Annotated in this window: 14 protein-coding genes; 6 read left to right on the top strand and 8 right to left on the bottom strand. The window is 65.0% G+C overall.

What is annotated here, in order from left to right; translation table 11 throughout:
• Window positions 1-72: 72 nt before the first annotated feature.
• Both ACRQ5Q_RS20990 and ACRQ5Q_RS20995 read right to left on the bottom strand, forming a co-directional pair.
• Window positions 73-1,926, bottom strand: a complete 1,854-nt coding sequence (locus ACRQ5Q_RS20990) for a potassium transporter Kup (RefSeq protein WP_439399844.1) — start codon at window positions 1,924-1,926, stop codon at window positions 73-75.
• A gap of 195 nt (window positions 1,927-2,121) precedes the next feature.
• Complete coding sequence (locus ACRQ5Q_RS20995; RefSeq protein WP_439368194.1) at window positions 2,122-2,379, bottom strand: hypothetical protein; 258 nt, start codon at window positions 2,377-2,379, stop codon at window positions 2,122-2,124.
• A gap of 270 nt (window positions 2,380-2,649) precedes the next feature.
• Here ACRQ5Q_RS20995 and coaD point away from each other — a divergent pair, with 270 nt between their 5' ends.
• From coaD to queA, 5 genes are all read left to right on the top strand, one after another.
• Window positions 2,650-3,147 (top strand): pantetheine-phosphate adenylyltransferase, encoded by a 498-nt coding sequence (gene coaD, locus ACRQ5Q_RS21000; RefSeq protein ID WP_211411167.1) that lies wholly within the window; start codon window positions 2,650-2,652, stop codon window positions 3,145-3,147.
• Window positions 3,148-3,184: 37 nt separating this feature from the next.
• Window positions 3,185-3,760 (top strand): peptidylprolyl isomerase, encoded by a 576-nt coding sequence (locus tag ACRQ5Q_RS21005; RefSeq protein ID WP_439368191.1) that lies wholly within the window; start codon window positions 3,185-3,187, stop codon window positions 3,758-3,760.
• Window positions 3,761-3,769: 9 nt separating this feature from the next.
• On the top strand, window positions 3,770-4,180 hold the full coding sequence (locus ACRQ5Q_RS21010) for a hypothetical protein (protein ID WP_439368190.1): 411 nt from the start codon (window positions 3,770-3,772) through the stop codon (window positions 4,178-4,180).
• Window positions 4,177-4,641, top strand: coding sequence for a peptidylprolyl isomerase (locus ACRQ5Q_RS21015; protein WP_439368189.1), 465 nt, complete (start codon window positions 4,177-4,179; stop codon window positions 4,639-4,641). Before ACRQ5Q_RS21010 ends, ACRQ5Q_RS21015 begins: the two co-directional genes overlap by 4 nt.
• Window positions 4,642-4,785: 144 nt before the next feature.
• Window positions 4,786-5,859: a tRNA preQ1(34) S-adenosylmethionine ribosyltransferase-isomerase QueA gene (queA, locus tag ACRQ5Q_RS21020; RefSeq protein WP_439392207.1), complete on the top strand. Its 1,074-nt coding sequence runs from the start codon at window positions 4,786-4,788 to the stop codon at window positions 5,857-5,859.
• Between the two features lie 194 nt (window positions 5,860-6,053).
• Here the strand turns inward: queA and ACRQ5Q_RS21025 are convergent, their stop codons facing one another.
• The 4 genes from ACRQ5Q_RS21025 to ACRQ5Q_RS21040 all read right to left on the bottom strand — a co-directional run bounded on the left by ACRQ5Q_RS21025 (window position 6,054) and on the right by ACRQ5Q_RS21040 (window position 10,226).
• Window positions 6,054-7,091: an aspartate-semialdehyde dehydrogenase gene (locus ACRQ5Q_RS21025; protein WP_439368187.1), complete on the bottom strand. Its 1,038-nt coding sequence runs from the start codon at window positions 7,089-7,091 to the stop codon at window positions 6,054-6,056.
• A gap of 227 nt (window positions 7,092-7,318) precedes the next feature.
• Window positions 7,319-7,921, bottom strand: a complete 603-nt coding sequence (locus tag ACRQ5Q_RS21030; protein WP_439392208.1) for a PepSY domain-containing protein — start codon at window positions 7,919-7,921, stop codon at window positions 7,319-7,321.
• Window positions 7,922-8,166: 245 nt separating this feature from the next.
• On the bottom strand, window positions 8,167-8,913 hold the full coding sequence (locus ACRQ5Q_RS21035) for a TetR/AcrR family transcriptional regulator (RefSeq protein ID WP_439368185.1): 747 nt from the start codon (window positions 8,911-8,913) through the stop codon (window positions 8,167-8,169).
• 128 nt (window positions 8,914-9,041) lie between these two features.
• On the bottom strand, window positions 9,042-10,226 hold the full coding sequence (locus ACRQ5Q_RS21040; RefSeq protein WP_439392209.1) for a patatin-like phospholipase family protein: 1,185 nt from the start codon (window positions 10,224-10,226) through the stop codon (window positions 9,042-9,044).
• Window positions 10,227-10,431: 205 nt separating this feature from the next.
• Here ACRQ5Q_RS21040 and tgt point away from each other — a divergent pair, with 205 nt between their 5' ends.
• Window positions 10,432-11,580, top strand: a complete 1,149-nt coding sequence (gene tgt / locus ACRQ5Q_RS21045; RefSeq protein WP_439392210.1) for a tRNA guanosine(34) transglycosylase Tgt — start codon at window positions 10,432-10,434, stop codon at window positions 11,578-11,580.
• 4 nt (window positions 11,581-11,584) lie between these two features.
• Here the strand turns inward: tgt and ACRQ5Q_RS21050 are convergent, their stop codons facing one another.
• Window positions 11,585-11,803: a hypothetical protein gene (locus ACRQ5Q_RS21050; RefSeq protein ID WP_439368182.1), complete on the bottom strand. Its 219-nt coding sequence runs from the start codon at window positions 11,801-11,803 to the stop codon at window positions 11,585-11,587.
• 286 nt (window positions 11,804-12,089) lie between these two features.
• Complete coding sequence (locus ACRQ5Q_RS21055) at window positions 12,090-12,380, bottom strand: heparan-alpha-glucosaminide N-acetyltransferase domain-containing protein (RefSeq protein ID WP_439368181.1); 291 nt, start codon at window positions 12,378-12,380, stop codon at window positions 12,090-12,092.
• Between the last annotated feature and the right edge of the window lie 153 nt (window positions 12,381-12,533).

The raw sequence follows: 12,533 nt of genomic DNA on the forward strand, positions 1-12,533 counted from the left end.
GAAGCGAAATCCGGGTTCTCGCAAGGCAAAAGTCCCGGATTGCGCTGCGCCGTCCGGGCGACGCGTCATTCCCTAGATCTCCAGCTCCGTCCCGAACTCTACCACCTGCTTGGTCGGCACGCCGAAGAACGCGGCCGAGCGTTCGGCGTTGCGCTGCAGAAAGGCGAACAGGCCTTCGCGCCACACCCACATGCCCGGGACGTCCTCGCGCGGGATGATGGTCTCGCGGCCGACGTAATAGGTGATCTCGGCGAGGTCGATGCCGGGCAGCTTGCCCTGGCGGCAAGTGAGCTCCAGTCCTTCATAGATGGTCGGGTTCTGCATGAAGCCGTAATGCAGGATTACGCGGGTGATGCCGGGAATGATCTCGATCACCTCTGCGCGTTCCTCGTCGGGAATGTGCGGCAATTCCTCGATCAGCACGGTGACCAGCAGGACGCGTTCGTGCAGCACGTGGTTGTGCTTGACGAACTGTGTCAGCGCGAGCGGCACGCCGCGCGGCGCGGAGGCCAGGAACACGGCCGTTCCGGGCAGCCTGGCCCTGCATTTGTTGACCGCGGTCTCGATCAGGTCCTCCTCCGGCTGGCGCAGCCGGGCTCGTGCTGCTTCGACCAGCTTCACGCCGGCGCGCCAGGTCAGCATCAGGAAGGCGACGAGACCGGCGAGCAGCAGCGGAAACCAGCCGCCCTCGAACAGCTTGATCGAATTCGCCGAGAAGAAGATCACGTCGATCACGAAGAAGAAGCCGTTCACGGCGACCACGAGCCAGGGTGAATAGCCCCACTGGATCGCAACCAGGGCCGCCAGCAGCGTCGTTATCGCCATCAGCAGCGACACGGCGATGCCGTAAGCGCCGGCGAGCGCGTCCGAGGTGCCGAAGCTCAGCACTGCCCCGAGCGTTGCCGCGGCGAGCAGCCAGTTCACCAAGGGCACGTAGATCTGGCCGATCGCATCGCTGGTGGTGTGGCGGATCAGCATCCGCGGCAGGAAGCCGAGCTGAATCGACTGCTGGGTCAGCGAGAACACGCCGGAGATGATCGCCTGCGAGGCGATCACGGTCGCGACCGCAGAGAAGGCGACCAGCGGATAATGCAGGGCGTCGGGGCAGAGCTGGAAGAACGGATTCTCGATCATCGTGGGATCGGTGATCAGCAGCGCGGCCTGGCCGAAATAGTTCAGCACCAGCGCCGGCAGGCAGATCGCGAACCAGGCGAGCCGGATCGGCAGGCGGCCGAAATGGCCCATATCGGCATACATGGCCTCGCCCCCGGTCACTGCGAGGAAGGCTGCGCCGAGGATGGCGAAGGAGATGTGGAAATCCTGGTGGATCAGGAAGTCGAAAGCATAGAGCGGGCTGAGCGCCGCCAGCACCGCCGGGTGCTTGACGATGCCGTGGATGCCGAGCGCGGCGAGCACGACGAACCAGGTCAGCATCACCGGGCCGAAGATGCGGCCGATAAAGCCGGTGCCCTGCTTCTGCATCATGAACAGGCCGATCAGGATTGCAACGGTCACGGGCACGACCGCCGTCGCCAGCGAAGGCGCGTCGACCTTGAGGCCCTCGATGGCGCTGAGCACGGAGATCGCCGGCGTGATCGCGCCGTCGCCATAGAGCAGGGCGGCACCGACGAGGCCGACCACGAGCAGATGCGCCCGCCATGTGCCGGGTTGGGCGTTGCGCGCGTGGAGCAGGGCCAGCAGGGCAACGATGCCGCCTTCACCCCGATTGTCCGCGCGCAGGATCAGCAGCGCATATTTCAGCGAGATGATCAGCAGCAGCGCCCATAGGATCAGCGAAGCAACCCCTAGGACAGCGTCGTGACTTATCGTGCCGCTATGGGCGGCCGCCTTGGCGGCTTCCTTCAAGGCGTAAAGGGGGCTGGTGCCGATATCGCCATAGACCACCCCGAGGGCGCCCATGGTCATGGCAAACGGCAGCGGATCAGGATGATGGCCGGAAGCGACCGCGGGCGTACTGGACAATGGCAACCCCCCCGATGGGATCGCGCACCGCGGGCCATTCCGACGGGCGCAAGCATCACGCAGTGTGCGACGGGACGTCGCAAATATCCATGGGGTTTATCCTGAGGGGCTTAGCTGACGCGAAGCTGACAAGGCCGACTACGGCGTGCGGTCGGCGGTCACGAGGCGGGCCTCGCGGACATCCGCCCTGGTGCCGGCGCGGCGCAGGCAGGACGCCTCGAAATTCGGCCAGGCCTGCTGCGAGCAGTCACGGCCGAGGGTGCGGATATCGAGCCGGTCGCTCTTGGCCAGCGGCTGCGGCACGCTGGCTTCGACCGTCGGGGCAAAGCCGGGCAGGAGGCTGAGGGCCGCGGCAACACACGCAGACAGAGCGATCGCTGAAAGAGCCTTGATCATTGACAGTCCCCTGTGATGCGGCCGCCTACGCCCAGTACGCGGCCCGTCGTTCGTTGGCCGGATCAGTAACCATGGCCGGTTTCCGGACGTCTTCGCGGAGGCCGGAAATGGTTTCGTTCGCACTCTGTTTTGTTTCGTGGCTCCCCCAGGACGAAACAAACCGGGCATTGCCGACACCTCCAGCAGACATTTCCGGGCAAGCGGGAGGGAAAAACGGACAAGGAACCTGCCCGGCTTGCCGGGCCGGGCCGGGCGCGGTAGGAGGGGGCCATGCCGCGCATCGCCTTCTATCCGGGTTCCTTCGACCCCATCACCAACGGCCATCTGGACGTGGTCCGGCATGCCGTTCCGCTGTGCGACCGCCTGGTGGTCGCGATCGGCGTCCATCCCGGCAAGAAGCCGCTGTTCTCGACCGAGGAGCGGCTGAAGATGCTCGAGGACGTCTGCGGTCCAATTGCGGCCCAGGCCGGCTGCGTGCTCGAAGCGGTGACGTTTGACGACCTGTCGGTGACCGCGGCGCGCAAGCACGGCGCGACCATCATGATTCGGGGCCTGCGCGACGGCACCGACCTCGATTACGAGATGCAGCTTGCCGGCATGAATGAGGCCATGGCGCCCGAGGTGCACACGGTCTTCCTGCCGGCCTCTCCCATGGTCCGCCCGATCACCGCCACTTTGGTGCGCCAGATCGCGGGGATGGGCGGAGATGTCTCGACCTTCGTGCCGCCGCTCGTTGCCACCCTGCTCAAGGCCAAATTCGCCGGATAACGGCGCGCGTCTTCATCTCACCTCATCCGGAGTTTTCATGATCCGTCGTCTCGCAATTCTTGCCACGATCTTTGCCGCGCTCGTTGGCGCGGCGCCGGCGATGGCGCAGCAACTGCCTGGGAATCTCGACAAGGCCAATGCGCTCGTCATCGACACCACCAAGGGCCGCATCGTCATCAAGCTTCGCACCGATCTGGCGCCGCAGCACGCCGAGCGCCTCAAGACGCTTGCGCGCGAGGGCTATTACAACAACGTGCCGTTCCACCGCGTGATGGACGGCTTCATGGCGCAGACCGGCGACGGCGAGAAATTCAACGGCACCGGCGGCTCGAAATATCCGAACCTGAAGCAGGAATTCTCCAAGGTGCATTTTGCCCGCGGCATCGTGGGGATGGCCCGCCGAGGCGACAGCGTCGACAGCGCCAACTCGCAGTTCTTCATCATGTTCGCGGATGGCGGCAGCCTCGATGGCCAGTACACCGTGATCGGCGAGGTCGTGCAGGGCATGGACGTCGTCGACAAGCTGAAGAAGGCGCCTCCTGGCTCCGCCAGCGGCACCGTCACCGATCCCGACAAGATGGTGAAGGTGCAGGTCGCTTCCGACATCAAGTAGGAAAGCGCGATGGCGCGCTGCGGCAACAGGCTTCTGCTCGCTGCCGCGGTGCTGCTGATCGGTGTCTCAGGCGCGAAGGCCGAGGACGCACAGGTCAACACCATCCAGGACGTCTTCCGGCATCTGCGCACCTGCTGGAAGCCGCCGCCGCCCGCCAAGGCTCGGCCACTCGACATCACCGTGGTCGTGAGCTTTAACCGGGCCGGAAACATTCTAGGCCATCCGAGGATTACCTATGAATCCGCGGAGGCCTCCGACAATGACCGGCTGCAATACCGGATCGCGGTGATGGAGGCGTTGCAACGCTGCACCCCGATGCCATTTACCGAAGCGATGGCCGGCGCCGCTGCGGGGCGTCCATTCGCGATCCAGTTCCGTAACCGGAAGACTTCACCCCCAACGCAAGAGAGACGAGCATGAGCGTCACCGAAAACACCTTGATCCTCGAGACCACGCAGGGCCCTGTCACCATCGAGATGCGGCCCGACCTCGCGCCGAACCACGTCGCGCGCATCAAGGAACTGGTCCGCGAAGGCTTCTATGACGGTATCGTGTTCCACCGAGTGATCGAGGGCTTCATGGCCCAGACCGGCTGCCCGCACGGCACCGGCACCGGCGGCTCCGGCAAGAAGCTGAAGGCCGAATTCAACAAGGAGCCGCATGTGCGCGGCACCGCCTCGATGGCGCGCGCCGCCAACCCCGATTCCGGCGACAGCCAGTTCTTCATCTGCTTCGACGACGCCCGTTTCCTCGACAACCAGTACACGGTGTGGGGCAAGGTCACCGAGGGCATGGAGAACGTCGACAAGATCAAGCGGGGCGAGCCGGTGCAGAACCCGGACAAGATCGTCAAGGCGCGGATGGCTGCTGACAAGGGATAAGTCCTTGACCCTCATCCCGAGGAGCGCGGAACTCGCGTCTCGAAGGATGAAGGGCCCGCTGCCGCAGCTTTGCCTTCGTGGTTCGAGACGGCGCTGACGCGCCTCCTGACCATGAGGGTCTGACTGCACGGCATTGAACCCGACATGCGCACCGATCTCTTCGATTTCCACCTGCCCGCCGAGCGCATCGCCTTGCGCCCGGCGAGCCCGCGCGACTCCGCGAAGATGCTGGTGGTCGAGAACGGCGCGCTGCGCGACCAGGCCATTGCCGACCTGCCGCAATGGCTGCGGCCCGGCGACCAGCTCGTCGTCAACGACACCAAGGTGATCGCGGCGCAATTGAAGGGCCGGCGGATCGGCCGCGAGACCGAGCCGAAGATCGAGGCGACGCTGATCAAGCGCCTCGACGGCTCTCGCTGGCAGGCGCTGGTGAAGCCGGCGAAGAAGCTCACAGCCGGCGACCGCATCCGCTTCGGCAATGAGGGCAAGGTCTGCCTGCTCGGCCACCTCGACGCCGAAGTCGAGGTCAAGGGCAGCGAGGGCGAGGTGACGCTCTCGTTCTCGTTCCACGGCCCGGCGCTCGATCAGGCCATCGCCGATCTCGGCAGCCCCCCACTGCCGCCCTACATCGCCTCCAAGCGCACGCCTGACGATCAGGATTTTGCGGACTATCAGACCATGTTCGCGGCGAACGAGGGCGCGGTTGCTGCTCCAACTGCGGGCCTGCATTTCACGCCCGCGCTGGAGCAGGCACTGCGCACGCGCGGCATTGGCATCAACCGCGTCACCCTGCATGTCGGGGCAGGGACCTTCCTGCCGGTGAAGGTCGACGACACCGATGGCCACAAGATGCATGCCGAGTGGGGCACGATCCCGGCCGAGACGGCCGAGCGGCTCAACACCGCTAAGAAGAATGGCGGCCGCATCGTCGCGGTCGGCACCACGTCATTGCGTCTGCTCGAAAGCGCGGTGAGCGAAGACGGCACCATCCAGCCGTTCGCGGCCGAAACCTCGATCTTCATCACCCCCGGCTATCGCTTCAGCGCGGTCGATGTCCTGATGACGAATTTCCATCTGCCGAAATCGACACTGTTCATGCTGGTGTCGGCATTCTCCGGGCTCGAGGCGATGAAGGCCGCCTATGCGCACGCGATTGCGAGCGGGTACAGGTTCTATTCGTATGGCGATGCGTGTTTGTTGTTCCGGGCAGGGACGTAGGCGACCAGCGCAAACCCATCACCGTCGCCCCCGCGCAATGGCGAAGCCGTTGTCGCTGGAGGTGCTCGCCTCTTCGGCGATCCTCGAAGGGCGTCGACCCCGCCGCGACACCTCGGCCTTGCATCCTTCGAAGCTCCCCGTGCAGCGCCTCGCGCTGCACGGGGAGCACCTCACGATGACGGATAGAGAGTGCGTTACGCCATCACCCGCTGCGGCAAGAGCTCGGCGATCTGCACCGCGTTCAGCGCCGCGCCCTTGAGCAGCTGGTCTGCCGCGACGAACATCGAGATCGAATGCCCTGAGGGATCGCTGAGGTCCTTGCGGATTCGGCCGACCAGGACGTCGTCCTGACCCGAGGCGTCGATCGGCATCGGGAAGTAGTTCTTGGCGCGATCGTCGACGACCTTCACGCCGGGGGCCTGCGCCATGATGGCGCGGACCTGGTCCTCGGTAATCGGCTTCTCGCATTCGAAGGTGATGGCCTCGCAATGCGCGCGGAGCACCGGCACGCGCACGCAGGTGACGCCGATCGCAATCTTCTCGTCCTCGAAGATCTTGCGGGTCTCCTTGATCACCTTGGTCTCTTCGTCGTTGTAGCCGGTCTCCGGATCAACAGCGGTGTTGTGGTTGAAGAGATTGAAGGCGTAGGGGTGCGGCATCACCTTGGGCGTATAGACCTGCCCGTTGAGATTGGCGCGGGTGGATTCGACGAGCTCCTCCATTGCAGCTGCGCCGGCGCCGCTTGCCGCCTGGTAGGTCGAGATGATCACGCGCTTGATGTGATTCTTCTGGTGGATCGGCCAGAGCGGCACCAGCGCGGTGATCGCGGCGCAGTTCGGGTTGGCGATGATGCCCTTGTGGTCGCGGATGCGGTTCGCGTTGATCTCGGGAATCACCAGCGGCACGTTGGGATCCATGCGGAAGGCCGAGGAGTTGTCGACCACGACGGCGCCGGCCTTGACCGCGATGGGCGCATACTTCTTCGAGATGCCGCTGCCGGCCGAGAACAGGGCGATGTCGACGCCCTCGAAGGCGCGCTCGGTCAACTCCTCGATGACGACGTTCTGGCCGCGGAACGACACCGTCTTGCCGGCCGAGCGGGCGCTTGCGAGTGCCTTGAGCTTGCCGACGCGAAAGCCGCGCTTGTCCATGGTGGCGATGAATTCGGCGCCCACCGCACCGGTGACGCCGACAATCGCGACGACGGGATCGTTACTCACATTCTCCTCCATTGGGTTCTAGACAACAAAAAAGCCCCGGACCATCGAGGGCGGGGCTTCGGTAGAGCTGATGCGTTTAAGTCGACGACCTACGTGCGCACGCCTCCCCGGGCCCCTGGGGCCGTGGTGGTTTTGGTCGTGCGTTTGGTGGTCGCGAACATGGCGGCGACTTATGCGGGAGAGTTTTGCGCCCGTCAATGGCCTTTCGACGGGAATGTGGCCGCGCGAGGGACCTGCCGCTATTTGGCGCGGGCGCCCGGCGGCTCCAGGATGACCTCCTTGAGGTCGTCGCCGCTGATCACGACGATCGCGAAGTTGAGCCGGCCGCGCTCGCGCACGAGGCCGCCGCTGATGGCCTTGCCCGAGGCTGCGCGCTCGGCGACGCGCACGGCATCGGAAAGGCGGTGCCTGATGGCACCGAGCGCTGAGAGGTTGCTGCGGTCGTCGTGGTCGAGCTCGGCGAGGGGCAGGGCGGCTTCGCCGCCGACGAGCTCGCCGGTCGCGGCATTGATGGTGTGGCGCCAGATCCGGTCGTTGTGCAGGGTCTTAACCCGGTAGACCGGCACGCCCGAGCCGCCGTCGAAACTCACATCGGCGGTGGTGGCGCCGGCATGGCGGGCTTCAGCAATCGCCATGGCCTGGCTGATCGTGATCGCGGAGCTGCGGAATCGTTCGATCTCGCGGCTCACCGCCTGGCGATCCGCGTCAGCATCACCATCTGTGTCGCTGTGAAGCGCGGTCGGCGTGCCCGTGCTCACGATTGCCTCTGCCGGGGCCGCGATGAGCAGCGCGGGCAAGGCGATCGCAAGCAGTTGCGAGGTCCATCGTTTGGCTGTCGTCATGCTCGAAACCCTCGGCCAGCGAGTGGCCGGATGATCGTAAAGAATTCGCGGCCGACCCTTGGGCAAAGGCCGGCCGCGGAGCGTCGCGGCGGGCTGTACCCACCGCGGCGATCGAAGCGGCACGAACCTCTTTGGGGCTGGTGAAAAGCGGCCCGTACCGATAACTAAACCATACCGTATCGTTTTGTTTTGGTCAATGCGGTTGCGCCGGCCCCTTGGGGAAAGATCGCCAGCTCACGGAATTGTCAGCGGGGGGAGCGGCGCCGCCGCGGGCCCTTGCCGACGTCCTTGACGCGATCGGCGGGGCCAAGCGCACCGACAAGGAACAGCTTGATCGCGGTGCGCATCCGCTTTTCCGCGGACTTCATCTCAAGCGCCGTTCCGAATGTCGCCATGCGGTGGGTGTGACCGACGACGACGTCGAGAAACACCTCGGCTGCGATGGTGGTGTCTTCGATGTGCAGCGCGCCTTGCGCCACCAAATGATCGAAGAAGCGCGCCGTGGTGGCAACGGCCTTGAGCCAGCCTTCCTCCTTGCCGAGCTTGGCGACGTCGGGGAAGTTGATCGCCTGTGACGTCATCATGCGGCTGAAGGCGACGGCATCGGGCCCGCAGGTGAAGGTCAGCATCTCGCGGCCGATCTCGACCAGCCGCTGCTCGACCGAAATGTCCGAGGCGCTGGAGAGCTGCGTTTCCGCCGCAGCCGACAGCGGTGCAAGCCAGCGCGCGATCTCGCGCCTCAGCACGGCCGCAAACAGGCCGCGCTTGTCGCCGTAGCGGGAATAGACGGTCGGCTTGCTCACCCGCGCCGCTTCCGCGACCGCATCGAGCGAGGTGGCGTCAAAGCCGCGGTCGAGGAACAGGCGGGTGGCGACCTCGATCAGCCGCTGGTCGCGCTCGATCGCGGCGGTCTTGGTCGGCCGTCCGCCGCGCGATTTCGGCACCTCGCGCCGTGGCGCTGCCGATCGTGATCTGGTCGCAGTCAATCCCATGCCCAATGATTCCTGCGCGTTGCCTGTCATTCGCTCTATATCGCGCAGGAGCCGGGGCGTCATCGCGAATCTGGCCGAATTGGCCGTATCGTCAACGGTTTCGATAAGACGCCGTTCCGTCACCCGCGTCACGGCAGCGTCGAAGTCCAGGCCTCGCCCGACGCGGCCTTCTCATATCCGTACTGATAAAGCGCTCGCATATAGCCGGTGTCGAATCCTTCCGATGGGGGCGCCGGATAGTCGCGCGCGATGTAGGAGAGATGGAAGCCGAGCCGGTTGCGCCTGGCGAAATCATAGGTCGAGAAGATGATCGAGCGGGTCTGCGACTGGGTGATCGCCGACAGGCTGCGCGAGGCCACGTCGATGGTGCTGTTGGAGACGAACTCGAAGGTGCGTTCGATCTTCTTGTTGACGAGGATGTAGATTTCCATCTTCGCATCGCCGGGCAGGCGACTGCCCTGGAACAGCAGCGCGTCGGGCAGCGTCAAGACCGGCGCCGTCACGCCGCCATCGACATGCATCTCCTGAAACCGGCGGCCCTGGCCTTCGGCGTCGATCATGATCGGCGGAAACACCAGGGGAATGCTGGCGGAAGCCGCCATCACGTCGCGAAACAGCTTGAGCGCCTCGGGCGTGCCCACAGCCGCGATCTTGCCCATATCCCAGATCGCGGTGCGCTGGGTGTCGAGATCGGTCGTCACGATCAGCAGCCTGCGACCCTTGGCGTTCTCACGCGCGACCTGTGCCATGATCTCCGGCCCGACATAGCGAGCGACCAGCTCGCGCAGCCGCGTATTGCCGAACAGGCCGGAGCCGAAGAGCACGCGCATGATGCTGGGATCGTTCAGGAGGCTCTCCGCGATTCCGCTGGTGTAGACCTCCTTCAGCGTGTCGTCATATTGGGAGCCGAGAAATGCAAACGGCGCGATCAGGCCGCCGGTGCTGACGCCCGAGACGACCGAGAAGGTGGGGCGGGTTCTGGCTGCGGTCCACCCGTTGAGCACGCCGACGCCGTAGGCGCCATCGGCGCCGCCGCCGGAGAGCGCCAGATAGGTTTTCGTCGCGGTGCCGGTGTCCTTCTCGAAGCTGAACTTCGTGACCGGCTCGTCGGCGTAGCGGCGGAGCCCGTCGATATCGAGCACGCGCGAGGCACCGGCCTCGGCGGCGGTATAGGGCGTGCGGGGCAGGGAGGTGCACGCGCCGAGCGCCAGACTTAAGGCAAGGACCAGAAGTCCGGTCAGGCGGGCGGCGGTCTGCCATATCCGGTCAGGCGAAGGGCCGGACGTTTCGGTCGAACATGAGGCGGAGGGCATCGTCGGCGGCTGGCGATCACACAAATACGGCCGCCGGAACATTCACCGCGGCATCTCGTTCAGCCCCGCGTTAAAACTAAACTGTATCGTTTTATTTGGCAAGCCGAGCGGAACATGAAGTCCGCGTCAAATCTGTCCTAGTCCGACGGCATCCTGGGGTTCGGGCGGGTTGATCGGCCTCGCCCGGCACGCAATAAGCACGGCCATGAATCGTCCCGACACCGACCTTCCCAATCATTTCGAGCTGCTCGCCGCCGATGGCGCCGCGCGGACCGGCCGCCTGACCACGCCGCACGGCGTGGTGCGGACCCCGGCCTTCATGCCGGTCGGCACCGCCGGCGCCATGAAGGGCATGCACTGGCGCGAGGTGCGCGAGGCAGGCGCCGACATCGTGCTCGGCAACACCTATCATTTGATGCTGCGCCCCGGCGCGGAGCGGATCGGAGCCCTCGGCGGCTTGCAGCGGTTCACCGGCTGGAATGGGCCGATGCTGACGGATTCCGGCGGCTTCCAGGTGATGTCGCTGGCTGACCTGCGCAAGGTCAGCGAGCACGCCGTCACCTTCCGCTCGCATATCGACGGCGCCAAGGTCGAGCTGTCGCCGGAGCGCTCGATCGAGGTGCAGCGCTTCCTCGGCTCGGACATCGCCATGCAAATGGACGAATGCGTGCGGCTGCCCGCCGAGCGCGACGACATCGACCGCGCGATGCGCCTGTCGCTGCGCTGGGCCGAGCGCTCCAAGCGCGCCTTCGAGAGCGCGCCCGACGGCTACATGCTGTTCGGCATCGTGCAGGGCGGTGACATCCCGCAGCTTCGTCATGCGAGCGCTCAAGGCCTCGTCGAGATCGGATTCCACGGCTATGCGATCGGCGGTCTTGCGGTCGGCGAGCCGCAGGAGGTGATGCTGGCCATGCTCGACGAGACCGCGCCGATGCTGCCGAAAGAGCGGCCGCGCTACCTCATGGGCGTCGGCACGCCCGACGACATCCTCGAAGCGGTGAAGCGCGGCATCGACATGTTCGATTGCGTGATGCCGACGCGCAATGGCCGGCATGGTGTGGCCTTCACGCGCTTCGGTCAGGTGAATTTGCGCAACGCGCGCCACGCCGACGATCCGCGCCCGCTCGATGAAGAGAGCTCATGGCCGTCGACGCGCAACTATGCGCGCGCCTATCTTCACCATCTCGTCAAGGCGGGCGAGACGCTGGGGGCGATGCTGCTGTCCGAGATCAATATCGCTTACTACCAGTCCCTGATGCAGGGCATCAGGGACGCTGTCGCACGCGGAACGTTCGACGAGTTCTATCAGCGTACGCGCGAGGATTGGGCGAGGGGCGATATCGCCCCGCGCTGATACGTCAATTGCAGACGATCCGCTGCTTGACGGCATGCTTGGTCACGAAACCGTAGCCGCAATTGTCGCACGTCCAGAGATAGCTGATCATGTGGTCCGAGACGTAGGCAGATGCTTCGGCGGCCACCATGGAGTCGGCGCAGACGGGACAGGTGGGCAAATCGCTGCAACGCGGATCGCGGTTCAGCGCGACGGTCGACATCACTTCAGCAACTGCTGACATCGCGGTGACCTCCCTGCTTGATTAAGACGTAAGTCTAACATAAGCAGAAGTACTTGACGAGGTCGCAACACAAATGCGCTGGCTTTTATAAAATTGCCGTCACCACGACGTGACTGCGTACCGCAGCGCAAAGAATCCGTGTGCATTGCGATACTTCGCTGCGCTGCTTCACGCCTCATGGCGCGCCACTACTGCGCCGCACTTTGCCGGCCGAGAGCAGGCTCAAGCGCCACCGGCTTGCTGTGGCGGAGTCTGCGCGCGAAATCCAGGGTTTCTCGACGAGAGATTATGTCATCCAGCCGACAAGGATCGAGGATGTCACGACCTCGGCGACGAAGGCGAGCCGGGGGGACGCGCCGGCGGAACAACTGAAGGGAATGGCAAAGCCGCTGACGAAAAAGAACAGCGCGACGCCGAACCGGCCGAAATTCATGTAGTAGCCGATCGCGTGGTGGAAGATCGAACGGTACGCGCCGGTCGGGTGTTCCCGCACGATCACCTCGAGCGCATGCTGAACCACCCCCGGCAAGACGGCGACGCCGCGCAGTGTATCGATGAAGGCGATCCGTTGATGCATCAGGCGTTCTCTGCGCTCCCGCCGCCCGCAACGGACGCCGCCCGTCGGGAGGGTATTTGGCTAAGGCACAAGCGATGATCGGAAGGCTGGACGCTGGTCCGGCAGTTCAGCATGTCAATCGTGAACAGATTGACAGCGGCAGCCGGCGGCGCG

Origin of the sequence: Bradyrhizobium sp. PMVTL-01, assembly GCF_051861855.1 — a bacterium.
Taxonomy (GTDB): domain Bacteria; phylum Pseudomonadota; class Alphaproteobacteria; order Rhizobiales; family Xanthobacteraceae; genus Bradyrhizobium.